This window comes from Streptococcus oralis (assembly GCF_001579175.1).
GTDB classification, from domain to species: domain Bacteria; phylum Bacillota; class Bacilli; order Lactobacillales; family Streptococcaceae; genus Streptococcus; species Streptococcus oralis_O.
Map to the genome: position 1 here is coordinate 162871 of NZ_KQ970761.1, position 22333 is coordinate 185203.

Genomic DNA, 22333 nt, shown 5'->3' on the forward strand with positions numbered 1-22333 from the left:
ACAAACTGGTAAGCTCCTGCTTCTGTGTCTTCTGTTTCATTGACTTTCAAAACGCGACGAATATCTTCCGCTCCACCTGGAACTTCTATGTAGTAAGGCAAAGGTACTACAAAGGCTAAAAAAGTCAATACTAGTGCTAGGATGACATATAAGGGCCATCTAGTTTTTTTCTTCATGTTCTAATTCCTCCACAACACTGTTTGGAACATATTGCTGAATCTCCTGACCAAACTTCAGAAGTTCTCTCATGGCTGACGAGCTGACATAGAGATGCTCTGGGCGACTATATAGGTAAATGGTTTCGATTTCTGGAGCCAGTTGATGATTGTAGTAGTCAAAACTAGCCTCGTATTGCAAGTCTGTAGCGTTCCGCAAGCCACGGACAAGAGTTTTAGCTCCCAGTCTTCTTGCAACATCAACAACTAATTGGTCGTGAGAAGACATGACTTCTACATTTTCTAAATGTGCTACGGCTTTTTCAACTGCTCGTTTGCGGTTTTCAACGGGGAGAAAACCTTGTTTGTGGGGATTGTAGAAAACCCCGACATAGAGCTTATCGAAGAGTTTGCTGGCACGTTCAATGATATCCAGATGTCCATTTGTCATCGGATCAAATGAACCTGTAAATAATCCAATTTTATCTGACATAGACCGTCACCTTACTAATCCCATATATTTTTTCCTTCCAGATGCCTAAGCAGGCGATTTCTTCTGGTAGTTCTACAGACTTATCGGTTTCACAGACAACCATGACTTCTTGGGAGAAGAGATTTCTTTCTGCCATTTTTTCGATATCTGCAACGATTTGTTCTTTTGCATAGGGAGGGTCTAAAAAGACCAAATCAAATGTCCCTCCGACTTGCTCTAGAGCACGGTCAGCTTCCATCTTTAAGAGCTGAAATTTAGAAACTTCCTTGGTCATCTGGATATTTTCAGCGATGACTGCTTGTGCCTTTCGATCCCGTTCCACTAAGACAGCATGGGACATCCCACGCGAGATTGCCTCAATGGATAAACCCCCACTGCCAGCATAGAGATCCAAGACACGACCACCCTCAAAATAGGGACCTATCATGTTAAAGATAGCTCCTCTCACCTTATCAGATGTCGGCCTCGTCGTCTTGCCTTCTAGCGTCTTGAGAGGACGCCCCCCATAGATTCCTGATACGATTTTCATACCGTTTATTATACCAAATTATGGGCAAAAAGAGAAAGAAAACCGAACCTTACGGTTCGATTTCCTACAAGATGTTTTCGTAAGTGTCGCGAACTTCTTGAGGCCAAACACTGGTCTGAACCTCTCCGATGTGTTTCTTACGAAGAAGGAACATGGCCATCCGAGACTGTCCGATACCCCCACCGATTGTCAATGGGAAAAGGCCGTTGAGCAGGGCTTTATGCCATTCCAACTCCAGACGATCTTCGTCTCCTGTAAGGGCAACTTGGCGACGAAGGGTGTCTTCATCTACCCGAATCCCCATTGATGAAAGTTCAAAGGCACAACCAAGAGATTCGTTCCAAACTAGAATATCCCCATTTAACCCTTTGTAGCCATTTTCAGACTCTGTAGTCCAGTCATCGTAGTCAGGCGCACGTCCGTCATGCGGTTTCCCGTCAGGCAATTCCCCACCAATACCAATCAAGAAGACCGCACCGAATTCTTTACAGATTGCATTTTCACGCTCTTTCGGTGTTAGGTCTGGATAGCGTTCTACCAACTCTTCTGTATGGATAAAGGTAATTTGTTTTGGTAAGATTGATTCGATATCATAGCGGGCTTCTACGGCTAGCTCTGTCAGACGAATAGCCTTGTAAATCTTTTCAACTGTTTCTTTAAGATAAGCGATATTGCGTTTTCCATTTGGAATCACTTTTTCCCAGTCCCACTGGTCTACATAAACAGAATGGGTCGCATCTAGCGAATCTTCATCTGGGCGCAAAGCCTTCATGTGGACAAACAAGCCTTCCCCATCACCGAAACCAAAACGAGCCAAGGTGTGGCGTTTCCATTTGGCAAGTGAGTGAACGACCTCATAGGTTTCATCTGGAATCTGCAAAACCTTGACGGATACTGGATTTTCGACACCTGACAGGTTGTCCTGCATCCCATCCCCGACCTTGCTCAAGATAGGACCTTGAACTTCAACAACTTCTAACTTATCTTTCAAATACTGGGTAAAAGTGTTCTTCACAAAGGAAATTTCTTCTTGTTGATGAATAAAACTTTTCTTCATAAACAGCTCCTCAAAAATTAGTTAAAAGCATTATACACCTATTTCCAAGAAAAGAAAAGAGTAAATAAGAAAAAGTCAGTGCTCTTTTGAACACTGACCCTGTCATTCATTAATCGTTTCGACCAAAGATTCGTAAGATGCTAAGGAAGAGGTTGATAAAGTCTAGATAGATACTGAGCGCCATTGAGATGACCCATCCTGTCGCTACTTGTCCTCGTGACTGCTCATAAACATAGCGAATCTTTTGGTTGTCCCAAGCAATCAAACCTGAGAAAACCAAGACCATGGCAATACTAATCATGTAGTCAAAGAAGCTATTGGCTAAAAATAGATTCACAACCATGGCTATGATGAGACCAACAAGCGCCGCCATCAAAGCTCGTCCCATTCCACTCAAATCCTTCTTGGTGAAAATTCCGATTGCCGCCATGACAAAGAAAAGAAGGGCACTGGATACAAAGGCTGATAAGACGGTCCCAGGTGTATAGAAGGCTACGACAAAGCTGAGCGTAAATCCATTTAAAACAGAATAAACTAAAAATACTGGGAGAGCTGCTGGGCTATTTTTGGCAGCCATGCTACTTGCAACAAAGACTAGAGCAAGTTCTGCAAAAGTTGCAATCATCAACCAGAGACGGCCATGCATTAAAAAGTAGACCAATTGGGACTGAAATACTGTCAACATCAAAGCTGACACGAGAGCTGATAGACCAATCCCAAGTCCCACAAAGGCGTAAACCTTAGCGTAAAATTGATTGAGACCTGAACGTTCTTGAATAATCGATTGATTCATTTTGATTCTCCTTTTTCTATAAATATGTCTTGATTATAACAAAGATTTTATAAATTAGCTGAAATAAAACATCAATATGCCTGCTGCAACTGCCACGTTGAGACTCTCTGCTCGACCTTTCATGCCAATGTGAACCAGCTGATCAGCACTCTCAGCCATGACAGAACTAATCCCCTGTCCTTCATTTCCCATGACTAAAACAAAGTTCTCTAGTGAAGAAAGCTCACGATAATCTTTTGAATCTCTCGATAAGGTCGTTGCTAGAATGGGCAAATTGCTCTTCTTTGCCTCCTCTACAAAGCTGGCAAGAGGCAGACGATAGATGGGCAAGTGAAAATGACTTCCTTGCATGGAACGCAGGGTCTTGAGACTGTAGATATCCGCTGACTTGTCTGAAACAATGACTCCTGTAAAACCTGCAGCGTCCGCAGTCCGAATCATTGTACCCACATTACCAGGATCTTGAACGTCTTCTAAAAATAGAAACTTACCCTGATGGAGTTCAGGCAGTCCCACTTCTTCTTTTTGAATCACTGCAACAATCCCTTGAGGAGTTTGCGTATCTGCCAAATCCAGCAAAATCTCCTCTGAAACCCAGATAGTTTGAGGAAAAGCGGCTAGCTGATCTCGGTAACTTTCTAAGGCAAAAATCTTCTCAATCGTCACTCCTGCTTGAACAGCTTCTTCAAACAAGTGCCAGCCCTCAATCAAATAAGCAGACTTTCGATATTTTTTTTGATGTAATTTCTTGGCATTTTTTACCACTGAATTGGCTTTTGAGGTTATAATAGTCATAGAAATATTATAACACAATCAAAGGGGTTTGGTATGCAAAAGGTTAGAATGATTGCCCAAGGTAGGGTGCAGGGTGTTGGTTTTCGCTGGGGTGTTTATACTTTAGCTCTTGAAATCGGTGGCATCACTGGTCGTGTTTGGAATAATGACGATGGCACAGTGGAAATTCTTGCTCAGGCAGACTCCTCTGCCACTATGGCAAAATTTATCCAAGAAATCCGAAAAGGTCCGACGCCTTTTTCAAAAGTTACCTATCTGGATGTGCAAATGAGCAACTTTTCATCCTATTCAGACTTCAAAGTCGCAAATTAGGTCTCTAGAACTATTGTATATTTTACAAAAAAACAGTAGAATAGAAAGGTATAATTTTTAAAGAAGGAATGAAAACATTGAAATCTATTAAACGTTTTGCCCTCTCTGCTATGGGAGTGGCTATGCTACTCGTCTTGACAGGCTGTGTCTCTGTAGATAAAACAACTGGACAACCAACTGGATTTATCTGGAATACTATCGGAGCACCTATGGCGGAGGCCATCAAATACTTTGCAAACGACATGGGACTTGGTTTTGGGGTTGGGATTATCATCGTAACCATTATCGTACGCTTGATTATCTTGCCACTCGGCATCTACCAATCCTGGAAAGCAACGCTTCACTCTGAAAAGATGAACGCTCTCAAACATGTGCTCGAACCACACCAGACACGCCTCAAAGAAGCGACAACACAAGAAGAAAAACTCGAGGCTCAACAAGCTCTCTTTGCCGCTCAAAAAGAGCATGGCATCAGCATGCTCGGTGGAGTAGGATGCTTCCCTGTCTTACTTCAAATGCCTTTCTTCTCAGCTATTTACTTTGCCGCTCAGAACACTGAAGGAGTAGCCCAGTCTAGCTTCCTTGGTATCGAACTCGGTTCACCAAGTATGATTTTAGTAGCTTGCGCTGGTATTCTCTACTATCTCCAATCTCTCCTCTCTCTCCACGGAGTAGAAGATGAGATGCAAAGAGACCAACTGAAGAAAATGATCTACATGAGCCCACTCATGATTGTAGTCTTCTCCCTCTTCTCACCAGCCAGTGTGACTCTTTACTGGGTTGTCGGTGGTTTCATGATGATTCTCCAACAATTCATCGTAAACTATATTGTCCGTCCAAAACTTCGCCAAAAAGTTCGTGAAGAGTATGAAAAGAACCCTCCAAAAGTGAGTGCAGTTTCAACTTCAGGTGGACGAAAAGATGTCACTCCTGAAATGCCGCAAGCTATCCTAACGAACAAGAAAAAGAAAAATCGCAACTCTGGAAAGCAACGTTCTAGAAAATAAGCAAAAGGCTTAGCTGAAAGGCTAAGTCTTTTTTTGCAACACAAAAGCCCGATGTTCTCATCAGGCTTCTTTTTTATCCATGGACACGTTTCATGTAGTCTTGATAGCTTTCGGTATCCATCAATTCCTTGGCATTCTTGACACGGTCTGCTGTGGGCGGTTTGACCCCTTCGAGCGAATAAGGAATTCCAAGTTCACGCCACTTGAACTCGCCCATCGTATGATAAGGCAAGATTTCAAACTTATCAACGTTTTTGAGGGTTTTGACAAACTTACCGAGTTCGATCAAGTCCTCATCTCTGTCCGTCAAACCTGGAACCAGCACGTGGCGAATCCAAACAGGCTTCCCAATATCTGATAGGTACTGGGCACAGGCCAAGATGTTTTTATTGGTTTGGCTGGTTACAATCTTGTGCTGTTCTTCGTTGATTTCCTTGATATCCAGAAGAACCAAGTCTGTCACCGCCATGAGTTTATTAAACTTTTCGAGATAACGTGGCTTGTTACGGAATGGAAGGGCACAGGTGTCCAAGGTACAGTGGATTCCTTTTTCCTTGGCCTTGGTAAAGAGGGCAATTAGGAAATCAATCTGTAAGAGGGCTTCTCCTCCACTAACAGTGATTCCTCCCTTGTCTCCCCAAAAACCACGGTAGCGAAGAGCTTCTGTCAAGACATCGTCTACTGTCCGTTCGCGTGATTTATTGGTTTCCATAGCCCATGTATCAGGGTTATGACAGTACTGGCAACGCATGTGACAACCCTGCAAAAAGACAATGAAACGAATCCCAGGGCCATCTACCGCCCCAAAACTCTCTGTCGAATGCACCATTCCTGTCACTTGTCCATAGTCAATTGTTTCTTCAGACATATCGTCACCTTCCTTGAAACCGTTTTATAGTTTTATTATATCATGAGTAAGATGAAAAACAAGGTTTTTTGTCTATTTTTTAGAAAGCAATCTGTTTTTCACTTTCATTTTCATACCCTTTTAGTGATCCGGTTCAAAATCAAAACCATACAAGGTTGCGAAATAGTCCTCAGGACGCTCTGCACGGCGGATTTGGCGAGCATTTCCTTCTTCGGTATAGAGGATTTCTGCCGAGCGTAGTTTGGCATTGTACTGATAACCCATGGAGAATCCATGTGCACCTGTATCATGAATCACCAGCAAATCACCTATTTCTGTATGAGGTAGTTCGCGGTTAACGGCAAATTTATCATTATTTTCACAGAGCGATCCAACCACATCTACGACCTCCACCGGTCCGTCTGGTTGCGTCAGATTGCTGATATGATGATAGGCGCCGTACATGGCTGGGCGCATGAGGTTGACTGCTGAGGCATCCACACCCAGATAGGTACGGTAGGTTTTCTTTTTATGGGTGACTTTTGTGACGAGAACTCCGTGGGGTGCTAGCATAAAACGTCCCAATTCAGTGAAAATCTTGACCTGACCAAGACCTACTGGCGTAAGGACTTCTTCATACACCTTACGCACCCCTTCACCAATCATCGCAATATCATTTGGCTCCTGATCTGGGCGATAGTTGACACCGATTCCGCCAGAAAGATTAATAAAGTCCAGTGAAATGCCCAATTTTTCCTTGATTTCCACAGCTAATTCAAAGAGCTGGCGGGCTAACTCTGGATAGTAGAGATGGGTCACGGTATTGGATGCTAGGAAGGAATGAATCCCAAAAGTCTTGGCTCCTTTTTCCTTCAAAACGGCAAAGGCTTCAAAGAGTTGATCCTTGGTCATCCCAAACTTGGCCTCCCCAGGATTGTCCATGATGTCTGTTCCTAGCTCAAAAACGCCTCCAGGATTGTATCGACAAGAGATGATTTCTGGGATACCTGCTGCTCTCTCAAGATGTTCAATGTCTTCAAAGGCATCCAAGTTAATGGTCGCCCCCAATTCTCGCGCATAAGCATACTCTTGGTCTGGCGTGTTGTTTGATGAGAACATGATCTCAGAACCAGGGAAATCCAGTTTATGACTCATTAAAAGTTCTACATAACTAGAGCAGTCCACACCGCAACCTTCCTCTTTGAGGATTTTCAAGATGGCTGGTGTTGGGGTAGCCTTGACTGCAAAATATTCCTTAAAGCCCTCGTTCCAGGAAAAAGCTTGGTTGACCGCTCTTGCTTTTTCGCGAATTCCCTTCTCGTCATATAAGTGAAAGGGAGTCGGGAACTCTGCAACAATCGTTTCCAAATCTTCTCGGCTGATAAATGGTGTTTTCATAAGCATCCTTCTATTCTGTTTGCAAAGAAAGGCTGGGACAATCGTTCCAACCTTTAGTGCTATCTCTTATTTGTCTTCGTCAAAGATATTTCCAATCTCGACATCGATGGATTGGTTCTTGACATCAATATTGGTTACTTTCAAGAGTGACTTGTAATCAAACTGCTTTTCACGTTCTTCTTGGGCATTGTCTGCAAAGACTGCGACACCAGCTAGTTCAGAATCGAACTCACGCAAGAGACTAATCATCCCGTTGACAGTTCCGCCACCTTTCAAGAAGTCATCCACGATCAAGACACGACTGCCTGCCTTGAGACTGCGTTTTGAAAGGAACATTTTTTCAATGCGGTCACCACTTGATCCTGATACATAGTTTACACTGACAGTTGAACCTTCAGTAATTTTCAAATCACGACGCACAATGACAAATGGAACATTGAGGACATTGGCAACTGCATTTGCAAGCGGAACACCCTTTGTTGCTACTGTCATAACGGCATCGATTTTTTGGTCCATAAAACTCTTGGCAATGATGCGACCAATATTTTTCAAAATGGCAGGTGTACTAAGCAAATCAGATAGGTAGATGTAGCCACCTGGCAAGATACGGTCGCTTTCTGAAAGCTTATCACGCAAGTCTGCGATCATTTCTTTAGCTTCATGGCTAGAGATGGATGGTGTAAAGATAACGCCACCACCTGCTCCAGTCACTGTCTGGATATGGCCGATTTCGATTTCTTCAAAAGCACGCTTGATAATCACGATGTCCTCTGAGATAGATGATTTAGCTGATTCGTACTTTTCCGCAAAGGTATTGAGACTGGTTAGTTTGTATGGATTATTAATCAAATAGTTGGAAATGACAACCATTCGATCACTTCTTCTTAATTTCATTTTTATTTACCATTCCATTTAATTTTGATATTTTATCCATTATACCACATTCACATAAAAAAACGAACATTCTTGTGTAAAAAATGCTCGTTTTTCTTAAATTATTAATCTAAATCTGGTTTATAGAAGGAACGATTGTCCATGGCGAAGATTTTGTTGGTCATTTCTCCTTTATCCACCAAAGCAAGTGCTGTTGTCATCATCATCATGCTGGCATCGAGATTATCGATCATATGAATGATTTCAGCTTCCATCACACGAGGACGAACAGGACTACCATACTCGAGTAATCCATGGTGACTGAGGATGACATGGCGTAGTAGCACCACTTCTTCTCGAGTGTCATCGATGCCAAGCTCCATGACTGCTTTGGTAATTTCGCTATCAATTAGGGCGATATGACCGATGAGATTGCCTCGCACTGTGTACTCCGTCTGATTAGGACCGCTGAGTTCTAAAACCTTGGCCAAGTCATGCAACATAATCCCGGCATAGAGCAAGCTCTTATTGAGCTGAGGATAGATGTCGCTAATGGCATCTGCCAAGCGCACCATGGTTGCCGTGTGAAAAGCCAAACCCGTTTCAAAGGCATGGTGGTTGGTTTTTGCAGCTGGATAGGAGTAGAATTCCTTATCATACTTGGTGTAGAGACTGCGAACGATACGCTGCCAGACAGGATTTTCAATTTTGAAAATCATTTGCGACATGTAGTCACGGATTTCCTTGACATCGACTGGAGACTTGACCTTGAAATCAGCTGGATCATTGGGTTCCCCAGGCTGAGGTAAACGAAGGGTAATTTGATTGACTTGAGGAGTGTTGTTATAAACTTCTCTGCGCCCTTGCATGTGGACCACTTTCCCTGCGGTAAAGGCCTCAACGTTATGAGGTTGGGCATCCCAGAGTTTCCCTTCAATCTCGCCACTATCGTCTTGGAAAGTAAAGGCTAGGTAGTTTTTCCCAGCACGCGTCTGTCTCAGGTCAGCTGACTTGATCAGGTAAAAGCCTTCAAACAGCTCATCTTTTTTCATGTGACTAATCTTCATATTCTTCCTCATCTTCTTGGAAATGGAGTAGATCAAGCGCAGGCTCACCTTCTGATAACTCAATGTGACGGAGCGTCCGCTCGATAGCTGTGGTACGACGGTTTAATAATTCATCAATACTGCCAGAGGCGTGTTGGAGATGCTTTTGTGCCTTGACCAGAATGCCTCCGAACTTGCCAAACTCGGTCTTAACGCTGGCAAGGGTCTTGCTGATATGGTCGGCACTCTTTCGGATATTGAGAGTTTTGAAGCCAACCGATAGGGAGTTGAGCAGAGCCGACAGGGTACTTGGACCTGCAACGATAATCTGCTCTTCCCGTCTCAAATCATCAAAGAAGGCCGGATTGCGGACGATCTCTGAATAAAGACCTTCTGTCGGAACAAACAAGACTCCAAAATTGGTCGTCCGAGGCGGCGCTATATACTTGCTCTTGATATCCTTGGCGAAACGCTTAACGCTTGTCAAGAGAGATCTACGACAGCGTTCAATCTCGTCCTTATCACCTGCTTCATAGGCTTCTTCTAGGCGGTAATAATCTGCCAGTGGAAACTTGGAGTCAATTGGTAGATAAACGTATTCCTGGTCGCCTTGCCCAGGCAACTTGATGGCGTATTCCACTCGTTCACTGGAGTTTTCAACCGTTGCATATTCTCGCTCGTACTGGGTAGGCGTCATGATATCCTCGATGATTTGCCCCAGTTGCAATTCACCCAGAATACCTCTCGTTTTGGTTCCTGAGAGAACCTTATTGAGGGCTCCGACATCGCGGGCAACTGTCTGCATTTCTCCAAGGCCACGATTGACAGACTCCAGTTGTTTAGAAACTGTCTCAAAGGAAGCCTGCAAGCGCGTCTGTAAGGTCTTTTCTAATTTTTCCTCGACTGTTTGGCGCATTTGTTCTAGGCGTTGCTCATTTGATTCCTGCAAAGCTTGGAGACGTTGGTCGGTCTTGTCTCTGGTTTGGAGGAGATTATCTGTCATTTCTTGACGGACTTGAGTCAAGCCTTGGTGCAACTCCATTCGCACTTCCTGCAAGCGGTCGCTGACAGCCGCTTCCAAATCTTTTTGGTCTAGTTGGCTGGCTTGTCTGGCTTGTTCAAAGCGATAATCCAGTTGATCTGAAAGATTGTCTGCCTGATCCTCCAAGCTCTTGCTTAGGTGTTTCTCTTGCTTATCCTGCCTTTGCCAAATGAGAAAGAGTCCAGCTAGGTTGGCAATTAATAATAGTAATAATACAGTCTCCATCCTACCTCCTGTCCTTGCTATGCAGCACGACGACATAGCCATCTGGGCAAGTCACCGAAACTTCCCTATCTATATATTCGTTAGAAGCGTACACTTTTTTAAAGAAAAAATTTTCCTCAGTCAACTCATACTTGGCTCCGATAATGGTCAACTGACTATCCCGAACCGGCATAAAGGCTAGATAATCGTAGTCTGAACTGGGCTCTAGCTGACTGGTTCCTTCTGGACAATAGCTAATCATATTTTGCCCATCCTCAATCTCTATCTGGCGCATATAGGGTGCTAACTTGGGATTGCTAGGCAGAAAGACATTAGCCAGCATATGATCAATACGACCACCCAAAGCCCCAAAAATGGTCACTTGGGCTTGAGGATTTTTTTCAAAAATCGTTAAAAGTGCTAGTTCCAGATCCGTATCATCTTTTTCTGGCTGAGCTTGAACAAAATGCTGGGCACGTTTTTGAATCACCTGACGTTCGTCTGTGGTTACCGAATCAAAATCTCCAACTGCTAGAGCCAGAGGAAGGTCTTCTTCCAAAACCCAGAGCGAACCACGATCCACACCGACAAAGCAATCAAAATCTGTCCGATAATGACCACGGTCTCCACCTGCAAAAACAGCAACCCTAGTCCAGTTGTTTTCTGAGCGTTTGCACTCGTTCATTGACATCTCCCTTAAAGACATAAGACCCTGCTACAAAAACTGTAGCACCAGCTTCTTTAGCTTGAGAAATGGTTTGATCATCAATCCCACCATCGACTTCGATCTCAAAATTCAAGCCTTTTTCCTCACGAAGGGTAACCAACTCACGAATCTTATCCATGGTTTCAGGTAGAAAGGCTTGCCCGCCGAAGCCAGGGTTAACCGTCATGACGAGGACTTGGTCCACTAGGTGAAGTACGTGTTTGATAGCTTCAACCGGTGTACCAGGGTTAACGACAACAGAAGGCTTGACACCTAGAGAACGAATCTTTTGAAGAGCACCATGGATATGAGGCGTTGCTTCGACATGAATGCTGATGATATCTGCACCTGCACGCGCAAAGTCCTCTAAATGATGCTCTGGATTAGCTACCATCAAGTGGCAGTCAAAGACCATCTTGCTATGAGGACGAAGACTTTCGACCACACCTGCACCAAAACTGATTTGTGGTACAAAGTGACCATCCATAATATCGATATGGGCATATTCTGCCCCAGTTGCTTCTAGACGTTTGATTTCACGTTCAAAGTTGGCATAATCTGCTGCCAGAATTGACGGAGCAATCTTGTATTGAGACATAGGTTTCTCCTTATTTTGGAATTTTTTTGCTGACTTTTTTATAAGTTTCTCTACGATTTTCAATCTCACTGAGGAATTGCAGGTAGTTGTCAAAACGGAAGCTGGCAATGATACCCTCTTCTACAGCTGGCTTGACGGCACAGGACGGCTCATGGGTATGGGTACAGGTACGGAATTTACAGTCTCGACTGACACTGACAATCTCTGGGAAGGCCTGATTAAGGTCTTCAGCCGTTGTCACTTCATAATCCAGTGATGAAAATCCTGGAGTGTCCGCGATTTTACCACCATTGAGATTGTAAAAACTTACAGCTCGAGTGGTATGACGCCCACGACCTAAACTATCTGAGATTTCTCCTGTTTCAAGATTGAGGTCCGGTGCGATTTTGTTGAGAAGGGTTGACTTCCCAACACCTGTCTGCCCCATAAAAACCGTCACCTTGTTTGTCAAAAGTGGCAAGAGTTCTTCCTTACTGGTCACAAAGTCATAGCCAATGGCACCGTAAGTCTGCTGGTAAAAATCCAGCTCTCCCCTATCTTCTAGCAAATCCATTTTAGAAATATAGACGATAGGATGGATGCCCTTGTGCTCCAAAAGAACCAAGAAACGATCCAGCAAATTGCTGTTGAAGTCCGGTTCCTTGACGGACATGATCACCACAGCTTGGTCAATATTGACAATAGGCGGACGGACCAGACTGTTTTTCCGTTCATGAATCTTGAGAATATAGCCTTCTGAGTTTTCCTCCGCAGAAAAGTCTACCCAGTCCCCAACATAGGGTGTGTGGCCTTTTTTACGAAAATTCCCACGCGCACGCGTCTGGTAAACCTGACCCTCACTCTCCACATAGTAGAAGCCCGCCAAGGCTTTAATGATTTGTCCCTGCATTTTAGAGTCCTTGTCCTTTTAGCGCATCTGCTAGGCTAGCAAATTCTGCCAAGCTGAGAGCTTCTCCACGTACACTTGGTGACAAGCCCGCCTGATCTAAAGCCTTGGTCAACTTTTCCTTGACTTCATCAGTCTTGCCAAAGTAGCCTGTCAGGTTATTCCACAAGGTCTTGCGGCGATGAGTGAAACTAGCCTTGGAAACCTTAAAGAAGAGCTGCTCATCTTCTACTGCTACAGCAGGTTCTGGGCGGCGTACCATTTTCAGGATAGCCGAGTCCACGTTTGGCGCTGGTACAAAGACCGTACGAGGCACGATAAAGGCAACCTTGGCTGTCATATAATACTGGACAGCAATCGACAAACTACCGTAAGCCTTAGTATTTGGCTGTGCGGAGATACGATCCGCCACTTCTTTCTGCATCATAACGACAAACTCACTAAAAGGAATGCCACTTTCAATCAAGTGCATGAGAATAGGCGTCGTAATGTAGTAAGGCAAGTTGGCTACCACCTTAATGGGCAGGTCTGGATTTTTGAAATTCTGGATATGTTGCGCCAAATCGACCTTAAGAATATCCTCATTGACTACTGTCACATTGTCAAAATCACGAAGAGTATCTGCCAAAATCGGTACCAAACGGTGGTCGATCTCAAAGGCCATAACTTCTGCCGCACGATCAGCCAGAAACTCCGTTAAGGCACCAATTCCTGGCCCAATTTCGATAACATTAACCTGGTCATCAATTTCAGCCGTATCCACGATTTTTTGAAGGATATTAGTATCCGTCAGGAAATTTTGCCCGAAGGACTTTTTAAAGGTAAAACCGTGACGTTCCAGCACTGCCTTGGTCACGCTATAATCTGCAATTCTCATCTATTCTCTTTTCTATTATAGTAAGCTTCTGGAGTATAATGATAGAGCAAAACAAATAAGGGTGTTCCATCAAATCCTTCCACCATATCTTTTAGGAGTACATCTGGATGAATGATTTCTCGTGTTTTGGTGAAATAAACTCCATGTTCCCCGTTTCTATTACGAAGTTCCCAGGCAACATTATTCCCTTGGACAGAGGGTAGGTAACGTTCCATTTCTAGAAAATCAAAAAAATCTTTCACTGTCATATCCTCAGGAACTTCAAATTCTACCTCATGAGGTAATACATCATCACCCATACAGACAGAATCTCTATCAACTCGGATTTTCATTTTGCTCTCTCCTTATAAGTTTCTATTTGGACGCTATCAAAATAAATCTAAGTACCTCTATTGTAACACATTCTCCATGCATTTTGAGGTCTGCTCAACTATTATCATAAGATTTCATAACCTCTTCACTTCTGCCAAGGTCACTCCAAACAGAGTTAGATATCTGAATTTCTTTCCACTATTGAAGCAGTCCATGAAATTTATTTTTCTCATTCTTTATGGATTGTCTCTTGAAAAAGTCAGGTGCTCAAGCAAAGAATAGAGTTTTTCTTGCTCCTCTTCTTCGTAAGCAGGTGCATTTGCTTTTACTTCCTTGCATTTCTCGTCATACAAAAATCCTTCATAGCGATCTTCTGTAGATAAAGCTGTATAAACTTTGGCCATTTCTTCAGGACTAATCGAAAATTTTGACTTAATTTTATACAGATTTTTCATAAAAGCGCTGAGGTGATCATAGCGGCGCATATCAACTTTGACATTGGTCACACGGATTGCCTGAACCTTGATACCTTTCCAATGTTTCCGCATATAAAGCGACAGCATCAACAAGGCCAGTTTATTTTGATAATAGGTCTTAGCAGGACTATAATGTTTTTGACCAGATAAATTTTCAAAATCAAGTTTCATGAAAGGATAGAGTATCAGCCCTTGAGAAGAAATATTAATAATCCGACCACTCTCAGACTTTTCCAACAAGCCTTTCAACAAGATAGAAAGCAAGAAAGGTGCAACAACATTGGTCGCAAATTGCTTTTCTAAACCATCCTTAGTCAGGATGGGCTTTTTGACTGACAAATCAAAGTCAGCTGCATTGTTAATTAGAACGTCTAGAAAGTCTTCTTTTTGAATATACTGTTCCGCTGCTTCCCTGACACTCTTCATATCAGATAGATCAACCAAGATATAATCTACATGTGGATTTCCTGTCTGTTGACGAATTTTCTCACAAGCTTGCTCCGCAGCTTCTTCCCGTCTACAAAAGAGAGTTACCAACCATCCCTTTTCAGCTAATTGTTTAGCAACCTGATAACCAATACCACTATTGCCACCCGTAATAAGCACTCTTTTCATTTCTGACTCCCTTGGACTGAATACTTAGTCATCACTTCTTCCACTTCTGCCAAGGTCACTCCAAACAACTCTAAGCGCTTGAGAAGTTGCTTGCCGTTGGAATAGCCGATACGGAGCTGTTCGCCCAGATATTCTCTGCGTTTTCGGCTATCCGCTCCTGCTAGGAAACCCAGGCGAATCAAATCACTCCGACTGATGTCAAACTCGTTCTCGTTTTCAAATTGTTCTGTCACCTGAGTCAGAGCTGTTTTTAGGTCCTCATAGCTGGCGTGTTCGATTCCCAGTGAACGCCCCTTGGTCTTGGACTTGGGAATCGCTTCATCTCGTTTGAGAAAGGCATGCTGAACTGTCGGAAGGGCCATCATAATCATGCGACGAATGCGCTCACCGTTAAAGTCAGGATCTGTAAAGACAATGACTCCATGCAGTTCATGCAGGCGTTGAATTCGCTCTATGTCTTGATCATTGATTGCCGATCCTCGTGTCTCATAGGTCTCTACGTCAAAATAACGTTTGAGATTAGCTGTATCATCCCGTCCTTCGACCACGATGACTTGGGAAATTTTCTCTTTCATGATTGTTTTTCCAATCCAAAAATACGCTCTGCATTGGCACTTGTCACCACAGCTAATTCTTCTGTCGTCATGCCACGCAAGTCAGCGATAAAGTCCACTACATAGCGCGTGTAAGCTGTTTTGTTTTCGCGACCCCGTTTAGGAACTGGTGCCAAGTAAGGGGCATCTGTTTCTACCAAAATCTTTTCCAAAGGAAGTTCTCTGGCAGCTTCTTGGATATCCGTCGCTTTCTTAAAGGTCACCACTCCTGAGAAGGAAATGATCATGCCAAGCTCAACAAACTTTCCAGCCCACTCCAAAGAGCCTGAAAATGAATGCATGATGCCACCACGAGGACCAACTCCCTCGCTCTTGATAATCTCATAAGTATCTTCTAACGCATCACGGGTATGGACCACAAAAGGTAAATTCAAATCTTTGGATAACTGAATCTGACGGCGAAAAACCTGCTCCTGCACCTCCTTAGATGCTGTCATCCAGTGATAGTCCAATCCAATCTCACCCAAGGCAACAACTTTGGGATGTTTTAACTTTTCAAGCAAGTAAGCTTCGACCTCGTCTGTGTATGTCCCTGCTTCAGTCGGATGCCAGCCAATAGTTGCGTAGAGTTGCTCATACTCATCTACCAACTCCAAGGCGCGCTCTATAGTCGGCTTGTCAAAGCCAACAATATTCATCCGAGTCACACCCATCTCAGCAGCTAGGGCTAATTCTTCATCTTCCCTTCCTGCAAATTCTTCTATATTTAAATGTGTATGCGTATCAAATATCATCTCTTCTAACCTCATTTTCTTCCCTCTATTATACCAAAAAAGAGAAAGAGAGGTAAAACCTTCTTTCTCCATTTTTTTCTTTATTCTACATGCTTCGCTAGATCTTCTTGAGCTTTTTTGTTGGAATCAGCTTTTTCTTTCTGCCATTTTTCATAAAGCTCTTGATACTGTTTCGCAGTTACGGGCTCCTTTTGCAACTCAACATATTTGTAGTTGTCCGCATCCCCTTTATGTCCGACAAATGAGAAGGCTCCTGTGAATGGCACAGTCTTACGGAAGATTGGATTGGCTCCACCGCTTTGAACGGGTAGGAAAAGAGCACTATCTGTTAGCCAAGCTTGAACTTCAGCAAATTTTTCATAGCGAGTCTGAGTATTTTCAACCTCATTCTCGGCCGCATCCAACAACTTCTTATAGGTAGATAGATCAATTTTTTCCTTGACATCATTGTCTTTTCCTGGGGTCAAACCAAGATTTTTTAACTGAGAACCAGATTCTGGATCCAAGAGGTCAAGATAGGTCTTAGGATCAGAGTAATCTCCGCTCCAACCTGAGATGTCGATGTCATAGTCCTTTTGTTCAGCTGTATCAGCAAAGAAGGTTGCATTGTCTTTCTCGTCTGGAGACAATTGAATCACATCGATAACAATATTGTCTGATCCAAGTGTTTCTTCAACTGTCTGCTTGAAAGAACTTGCTTGCTGTACGTCTAACTTAGCAGTCTGGTCAACCAACATATCTAAATGGATTGGGAAGGTAACACCTTCTGCCTGCAAACTTTCTTTGGCTTTAGCGAATTCTGCCTTGGCTTTATCAGCATTCAAGAAGGCAGGTTGCGCGTCGTTCAGATTGATATTTGACCACTCTGTACCATAGTTGACTATCTTTTCATTGACAGCATCCCCGAAGTTTTTGCCTCCGATTTGAACAAAGTTGCTCGGTGTGACTGTGTTTCGAAGAATACGGTCAGCTCCATCTTCTCCATTTGTCTGGGCAGCGTAGGCATGACGGTCAAAGGCAAAGTTAATCGCCTGACGGAAATCTTTATTTTGCATAGCTAGACGTGAATCTGTCTTTTCTTTATCCGTCTGTTTCATGGTTTGATTGTAACTTTGACGGTTGACATTGAAAAGATAATAGAAGGTCACAGCGTTTTGAGGAGTATAAGTAATCTTATCCTCATTCCCTTTTTTCAGCTGGTCAAAGACAGAACTTGTCGGGAAGATACGTCCGTCTGTGTAGTTACCTTCTAAGAATCCTCGAGCCAAACTATCTTGGTCTGAACCATCATAGAAGGAAAGTTTTACCTTCTCAATCTTCACATTGTCCTTATCCCAGTAATTAGGGTTCTTTTCAAACTCAATTAAAGATTTTGATGTGAAAGACTTGAACAAGTATGGCCCATTAGACAGGATGCTAGAAGGCGTTACACTTCCAAAGTCATCTCCCTTGGATTTCAAAAAGGCTTCATTCACAGGGCTCAAAATTCCCCCGGTTGTCTTCGAATTCCAATAAGACTCTGGCTTGTTCAAAGTGTATTGAAGAGTATAATCATCCACAGCCTTGACTCCAACAGTCTCAAAGTCAGATGTTTTCCCCTCAACATAGTCTGCCAAACCTTTGATTGAGTCTTGGACCAAGTACAAGTTTTCAGCCTTTTTATCAGCTGCATACTTCAGACCTGTCACAAAGTCATGAGCTGTCACTTCAGCATATTCTTCTCCCTCAGAGGTATACCACTTAGCTCCTTGGCGGATTTTGTAGGTATAAGTCAAACCATCTTTTGATACTGTCCATGACTCTGCCATAGAAGGGACGAGGTTCCCGTACTTATCATTTTCCAACAAACCATCGATCAAGTTTGTCGTAATACTAGAGGTCGATCCACGTGTTGAAGTGATATAGTCTAATGTATCTGGGTTACTTGCAAATACATATGAGTAGGTTTTATCTGCCGCATTTGACTGCGTTGAGCCGCAAGCTGCCATCAAAAAGCTTGCACTCAAAATTCCAGCCCCTAGTAGAAGGGCTTGTGATTTCTTTATATCTGTTCTCCATTTTTATAGTATATGAAATATTATACACCATTTCAGCAAAAATATAAAGCATTTATAGACTGATATTATAGGAAAAAAGAAAAGCCAGTAGACTCGAGTTCCTACTGACTTCTTTGTTGAATTCGTTTGGATTAAGCAGCCAAAACTTTGCGTCCTTTACGACGACGAGCTGCCAATACGCGACGACCGTTTTTTGTTGACATACGGTTACGGAATCCGTGTTTGCGCGCACGACGAAGTTTACTTGGTTGATAAGTACGTTTCACGATGAATACCTCCTCATAGATTTTGTATTCGTTTAGCCGGCTATAAAGTGATCAGTTACTAAACATACTTTACTATTCTATCTGATTCTGCCACTTTTGTCAATAGCTCCAAGCAAATGTTTTCTAGCTTTTCCTATGAAAGCCCTATCTACGATACTGTTTCAAGAAACGTGTCATCTTTTCTTGGATTTGTGCCAATTCATCCACACGAGGAAGGTAAACGATACGGAAATGGTCTGGTTCCTTCCAGTTAAAACCGCGACCATGAACCAAAAGAACCTTTTCTTGTTTCAAGAAATTGAGGACAAACTGCTCATCATCATCGATGCGGTACATATTACGGTCAATTTTAGGGAAGATATAAAGACCCGCCTTAGGCTTGACTGCAGATAAACCTGGAATATCTTGAATGGCATTATAGATAAAGTTTCTTTGCTCATAGATACGACCACCAGGAAGGAGCAATTCGTCCACTGACTGGTGACCTCCTAGCGAGGTTTGTACGACTTGCTGGGCCAAAACGTTAGAGCAAAGACGCATATTGGACAGCATATTGAGCCCTTCAATATAGCCCTTAACATGAGTCTTAGGTCCAGACAAGACCATCCAACCCACACGAAAACCTGCGATACGGTGGGATTTCGAAAGACCGTTCATGCTAACGCAGAAGACATCTGGAGCCAAACTTGCTACCGGTGTATGAACATGTCCGTCCATCACCATGCGGTCATAAATCTCATCCGTAAAGATGATCAAATCATGCTGGCGCGCAATCTCAATAATATCCAACAAGAGTTCCTTAGGATAAAGAGCTCCAGTTGGGTTATTTGGATTGATAAGGACAATAGCCTTGGTATTAGAGCTAATCTTAGATTTAATATCGTCCAGATCAGGGTACCATTCTGCTTCTTCATCACAGATATAGTGAACAGCATTTCCTCCAGCCAAGCTGACAGCAGCCGTCCATAGAGGATAGTCTGGCATAGGCACCAAGACCTCATCACCATTGTCCAAAAGTCCTTGCATAGACATAACAATCAGCTCACTGACACCGTTACCTAGGTAGATGTCGTCGATGCCCACGTTTGGAAATTTTTTCAGTTGGCAATACTGCATAATAGCCTTACGTGCTGAAAAAATACCCTTAGAATCAGAGTAACCTTCACTATCACGCGCATTCATAATCAAATCATGAATGACCTCATCAGGTGCTGTAAAACCAAATTCAGCAGGATTCCCTGTATTTAGACGCAAAATCTTTTCACCATTTGCGCGCATCCGCATGGCTTCTTCCAAAACCGGACCACGAATATCATAAGCCACATGCTCTAACTTACTAGACTTGTTAAATTCTTTCATCTTTTTTCCTCAATTCATCAGGATAGTAACATTATACCACTAGACAGGCCATGCGACAAGTTTTCTGAAAGGTCTATAAATCCAAATTAGTAAAACCTTACTAAAAATCATACCAATGGAAGAAAAGCAGATCTAACAAAGTCTCATTTGTCCTAAAATAGATTATCCCGGGATAGAGGTAAATAATTTTTTATATTTCATAGACTCTATTTCCATAAAGTGACTCCATAAAGATTCAAGTTGAGCAAAGCCGAATCTTTTGAATACGTTTACATTTTTTGCTTTACTTCTTTAGTGAAAAGGGTTACAATAACAGTAAGAAAATTTCAGGAGGTTTCATTATGGCACAACGTTACCAAAATGTTATGGTCGCAATTGATGGTTCTAAAGAAGCGGACTTGGCTTTCGTCAAAGGTGTTTACACTGCTCTACGTAACGAATCCAAGCTCACCATTGCCCATGTTATTGACACACGCGCTCTTCAAAACGTGTCTACCTTTGATGCTGAAGTTTACGAAGAACTCCAAGTCGACGCTGAAAGTCTGATGAAGGAGTACGAAAAGCGTGCAAGAGACGCTGGTGTGACTGATATTCACATCGTCATCGAAATGGGAAATCCAAAAACCCTCCTTGCCCGTACTATTCCAGACGCAGAAAATGTCGATCTGATTCTCGTTGGTGCAACAGGGCTCAATGCCTTTGAACGCCTCTTGGTTGGCTCTTCATCTGAGTACATTCTCCGTCATGCGAAAGTCGACTTGCTGGTCGTGAGAGAAAGTGAAAAAACATTGTAATCATAAAAAAAGGAGCTCCGTGCTCCTTTTTTAATGACTTATTTCTGTTTTTCTTTGTGGCGCTCATAGGCCTTCATCTGGCGTTGGATCTCTTTTCGAATCGCAGCTTCTGGGGCATAATGCTCATCCCAGTCATCTGGTTTTAAAATTTTATGTGTAACTGGATCAAAATGAGCTTTTCCATCAGGGAACATTTTCCCCATATTCGCCTCGTGAACAATATCAAAGATACGTTCCGGATCTACTCCCATCAAGACAAAGCTACCATAGGTAAAGTAGAGAGTATCGATCAAGGCATCAACTTGCCCAATCAAATCTTTTTGGGCCGGTGTCTTTTTCACCACTTTCTCTGCAGCCTTATCAATCGCCTCGTGCATACTTGCAAGCGACTGCTGGAATTCTTCCTCTGAAGAACTTGCTGCGCGAACAAACTCTACTAATTCTTCAATTTTAAAGTCTGCACGGTGGGTTGCTCCTTCAACATCCCAGGCCCGTGGTTCTTCTTGGGTTCGTTCATCCATCATATGGTGGAAGGTTTTGACCTTATTGAAGTGGTAGTCCCGACTGACAAATACCTTTTCTGCTGCTAAAACACCAAAATGTTCCAGCGCCTTGTGGATACCATCTTGTTGGTTACTTGCAGTGATGTGTTTGGCAACCTCTTTGACGCTGTTACTGCCATTTCCCATAGCCACAGACATGCCGACACCCGCCAACATTTCCAGGTCATTGTCTGAATCTCCGAAGGCCATGACTTGGTTGAGGTCGAAACCATATTCTTTCCCAATTAGGCGAATGCCTTCTAGTTTGGAATTTCCTTGGTTAATGATATCTGCTGCGAAAGGATTGCTTCGAGTCAATTTCAAATCTTCAAAATCACTGGCAGCTTTCTCAGATTCTTCTGGCGTCATCAGCATCAAAACTTGATAAATGGGTTGATTAATCAAGTTAAGCAAGTCGTCTTCCTTTTGAGGAACTGCCTTGCTAACCATCCGATTAAAAGAGCGACTAACGGTTCTTGTTAAGACAGTCGGGATAAAACGACTAACCAGTTGGGAAAAGGAGCCGAGACCAAATGACATAATCTTCGAACCAACAACGGCATGCTCGGTTCCAAGAGCGATTTCTTTACGCTCCTTTTTAGCATAAGCAATCAGTTGGCGTAGGCTTGACTTAGCAATCGGGCTTGCAAAGAGCACCTTTTCTTTATTAAAAATGTATTGGCCGTTGTAGGTCACCGCAAAATCCAAGTCCAAGTCTTCCATCAATTCCTTGACAAAAAACGGCCCTCGTCCTGTCGCTACTCCAACAAGCACTCCTTGCTCTTTGACAATCTTAATCGCGTCCTTAGTGGATTTCAAAACACTCTTGCGATCGTTGACTAGCGTTCCATCGATATCAAAAAAAACAGCCTTGACTTCCATCCTGTCCCATTCTCCCCTTTTGTGTTACAATGATTATACCACATTTCAGAAAGAGTGACTAAAT

At 43.0% G+C, this 22333-nt stretch carries 25 protein-coding genes and 1 pseudogene; 3 read left to right on the top strand and 23 right to left on the bottom strand.

Going from position 1 to position 22333, the window contains the following annotated elements:
* From SORDD24_RS11845 to SORDD24_RS09175, 6 genes and pseudogenes are all read right to left on the bottom strand, one after another.
* Window positions 1-176, bottom strand: a pseudogene (locus SORDD24_RS11845) (peptidase S16); the annotation flags it as partial.
* Window positions 160-648, bottom strand: coding sequence for a pantetheine-phosphate adenylyltransferase (coaD, locus tag SORDD24_RS09155; protein WP_061409755.1), 489 nt, complete (start codon window positions 646-648; stop codon window positions 160-162). The gene coaD and the pseudogene SORDD24_RS11845, both read right to left, overlap by 17 nt.
* Window positions 638-1177: a 16S rRNA (guanine(966)-N(2))-methyltransferase RsmD gene (gene rsmD, locus SORDD24_RS09160; protein ID WP_061409757.1), complete on the bottom strand. Its 540-nt coding sequence runs from the start codon at window positions 1175-1177 to the stop codon at window positions 638-640. The genes coaD and rsmD overlap by 11 nt, the downstream gene beginning before the upstream one ends.
* Before the next feature lie 64 nt (window positions 1178-1241).
* Window positions 1242-2234 carry an aspartate--ammonia ligase gene (gene asnA, locus SORDD24_RS09165; protein ID WP_061409759.1) on the bottom strand — a complete coding sequence of 331 codons (993 nt, stop codon included), beginning with the start codon at window positions 2232-2234 and terminating at the stop codon, window positions 1242-1244.
* 109 nt (window positions 2235-2343) lie between these two features.
* A complete protein-coding gene (locus SORDD24_RS09170; RefSeq protein ID WP_061409761.1) occupies window positions 2344-3027 on the bottom strand; it encodes a Bax inhibitor-1/YccA family protein in 684 nt (227 codons plus the stop codon).
* A 54-nt stretch (window positions 3028-3081) separates the two neighbouring features.
* The gene (locus SORDD24_RS09175) at window positions 3082-3822 is read right to left on the bottom strand and encodes a TrmH family RNA methyltransferase (protein WP_061409763.1); all 741 of its coding nucleotides are present in this window, start codon (window positions 3820-3822) and stop codon (window positions 3082-3084) included.
* A gap of 33 nt (window positions 3823-3855) precedes the next feature.
* On the opposite strand from SORDD24_RS09175, the gene SORDD24_RS09180 reads away from it, so the two are divergent.
* Window positions 3856-4134 (top strand): acylphosphatase, encoded by a 279-nt coding sequence (locus tag SORDD24_RS09180; RefSeq protein WP_001174620.1) that lies wholly within the window; start codon window positions 3856-3858, stop codon window positions 4132-4134.
* Window positions 4135-4211: 77 nt separating this feature from the next.
* The gene (gene yidC, locus SORDD24_RS09185; RefSeq protein WP_061409832.1) at window positions 4212-5141 is read left to right on the top strand and encodes a membrane protein insertase YidC; all 930 of its coding nucleotides are present in this window, start codon (window positions 4212-4214) and stop codon (window positions 5139-5141) included.
* A gap of 73 nt (window positions 5142-5214) precedes the next feature.
* Here the strand turns inward: yidC and pflA are convergent, their stop codons facing one another.
* The 16 genes from pflA to SORDD24_RS09265 form a co-directional block, all read right to left on the bottom strand.
* Window positions 5215-6009 carry a pyruvate formate-lyase-activating protein gene (pflA, locus tag SORDD24_RS09190; RefSeq protein ID WP_001288281.1) on the bottom strand — a complete coding sequence of 265 codons (795 nt, stop codon included), beginning with the start codon at window positions 6007-6009 and terminating at the stop codon, window positions 5215-5217.
* Window positions 6010-6129: 120 nt separating this feature from the next.
* Entirely contained in the window at window positions 6130-7386 is a 1257-nt protein-coding gene (locus SORDD24_RS09195; RefSeq protein ID WP_061409765.1) for a diaminopimelate decarboxylase, read from the bottom strand.
* Window positions 7387-7452: 66 nt separating this feature from the next.
* On the bottom strand, window positions 7453-8280 hold the full coding sequence (purR, locus tag SORDD24_RS09200; RefSeq protein ID WP_002874197.1) for a pur operon repressor: 828 nt from the start codon (window positions 8278-8280) through the stop codon (window positions 7453-7455).
* Between the two features lie 104 nt (window positions 8281-8384).
* Window positions 8385-9326: a 3'-5' exoribonuclease YhaM family protein gene (locus SORDD24_RS09205; protein ID WP_061409767.1), complete on the bottom strand. Its 942-nt coding sequence runs from the start codon at window positions 9324-9326 to the stop codon at window positions 8385-8387.
* Window positions 9316-10572 carry a DNA recombination protein RmuC gene (gene rmuC / locus SORDD24_RS09210; protein ID WP_061409769.1) on the bottom strand — a complete coding sequence of 419 codons (1257 nt, stop codon included), beginning with the start codon at window positions 10570-10572 and terminating at the stop codon, window positions 9316-9318. Before rmuC ends, SORDD24_RS09205 begins: the two co-directional genes overlap by 11 nt.
* Window position 10573: 1 nt before the next feature.
* Window positions 10574-11236: a thiamine diphosphokinase gene (locus SORDD24_RS09215; RefSeq protein WP_061409771.1), complete on the bottom strand. Its 663-nt coding sequence runs from the start codon at window positions 11234-11236 to the stop codon at window positions 10574-10576.
* Window positions 11199-11855 (bottom strand): ribulose-phosphate 3-epimerase, encoded by a 657-nt coding sequence (gene rpe, locus SORDD24_RS09220; protein WP_061409773.1) that lies wholly within the window; start codon window positions 11853-11855, stop codon window positions 11199-11201. The genes SORDD24_RS09215 and rpe overlap by 38 nt, the downstream gene beginning before the upstream one ends.
* Before the next feature lie 10 nt (window positions 11856-11865).
* Window positions 11866-12744 (bottom strand): ribosome small subunit-dependent GTPase A, encoded by an 879-nt coding sequence (gene rsgA / locus SORDD24_RS09225; protein WP_061409775.1) that lies wholly within the window; start codon window positions 12742-12744, stop codon window positions 11866-11868.
* 1 nt (window position 12745) lies between these two features.
* Window positions 12746-13618, bottom strand: a complete 873-nt coding sequence (gene rsmA / locus SORDD24_RS09230; RefSeq protein WP_061409778.1) for a 16S rRNA (adenine(1518)-N(6)/adenine(1519)-N(6))-dimethyltransferase RsmA — start codon at window positions 13616-13618, stop codon at window positions 12746-12748.
* Window positions 13615-13950, bottom strand: coding sequence for a ubiquitin family protein (locus SORDD24_RS09235; RefSeq protein WP_061409780.1), 336 nt, complete (start codon window positions 13948-13950; stop codon window positions 13615-13617). Before SORDD24_RS09235 ends, rsmA begins: the two co-directional genes overlap by 4 nt.
* A gap of 216 nt (window positions 13951-14166) precedes the next feature.
* Entirely contained in the window at window positions 14167-15021 is an 855-nt protein-coding gene (locus SORDD24_RS09240; RefSeq protein WP_061409782.1) for an SDR family NAD(P)-dependent oxidoreductase, read from the bottom strand.
* The gene (gene rnmV, locus SORDD24_RS09245) at window positions 15018-15596 is read right to left on the bottom strand and encodes a ribonuclease M5 (RefSeq protein WP_061409784.1); all 579 of its coding nucleotides are present in this window, start codon (window positions 15594-15596) and stop codon (window positions 15018-15020) included. Before rnmV ends, SORDD24_RS09240 begins: the two co-directional genes overlap by 4 nt.
* Window positions 15593-16369 carry a TatD family hydrolase gene (locus SORDD24_RS09250; RefSeq protein ID WP_061409834.1) on the bottom strand — a complete coding sequence of 259 codons (777 nt, stop codon included), beginning with the start codon at window positions 16367-16369 and terminating at the stop codon, window positions 15593-15595. Before SORDD24_RS09250 ends, rnmV begins: the two co-directional genes overlap by 4 nt.
* Before the next feature lie 80 nt (window positions 16370-16449).
* Window positions 16450-18414 carry a peptide ABC transporter substrate-binding protein gene (locus tag SORDD24_RS09255; protein ID WP_061409786.1) on the bottom strand — a complete coding sequence of 655 codons (1965 nt, stop codon included), beginning with the start codon at window positions 18412-18414 and terminating at the stop codon, window positions 16450-16452.
* Between the two features lie 143 nt (window positions 18415-18557).
* On the bottom strand, window positions 18558-18692 hold the full coding sequence (gene rpmH, locus SORDD24_RS09260) for a 50S ribosomal protein L34 (protein ID WP_000831905.1): 135 nt from the start codon (window positions 18690-18692) through the stop codon (window positions 18558-18560).
* A 144-nt stretch (window positions 18693-18836) separates the two neighbouring features.
* Entirely contained in the window at window positions 18837-20051 is a 1215-nt protein-coding gene (locus SORDD24_RS09265; protein ID WP_061409788.1) for a pyridoxal phosphate-dependent aminotransferase, read from the bottom strand.
* Between the two features lie 341 nt (window positions 20052-20392).
* Here SORDD24_RS09265 and SORDD24_RS09270 point away from each other — a divergent pair, with 341 nt between their 5' ends.
* The gene (locus SORDD24_RS09270) at window positions 20393-20845 is read left to right on the top strand and encodes a universal stress protein (RefSeq protein WP_061409790.1); all 453 of its coding nucleotides are present in this window, start codon (window positions 20393-20395) and stop codon (window positions 20843-20845) included.
* A gap of 38 nt (window positions 20846-20883) precedes the next feature.
* Here the strand turns inward: SORDD24_RS09270 and SORDD24_RS09275 are convergent, their stop codons facing one another.
* On the bottom strand, window positions 20884-22269 hold the full coding sequence (locus SORDD24_RS09275; RefSeq protein ID WP_061409793.1) for a Cof-type HAD-IIB family hydrolase: 1386 nt from the start codon (window positions 22267-22269) through the stop codon (window positions 20884-20886).
* Window positions 22270-22333 lie beyond the last annotated feature (64 nt).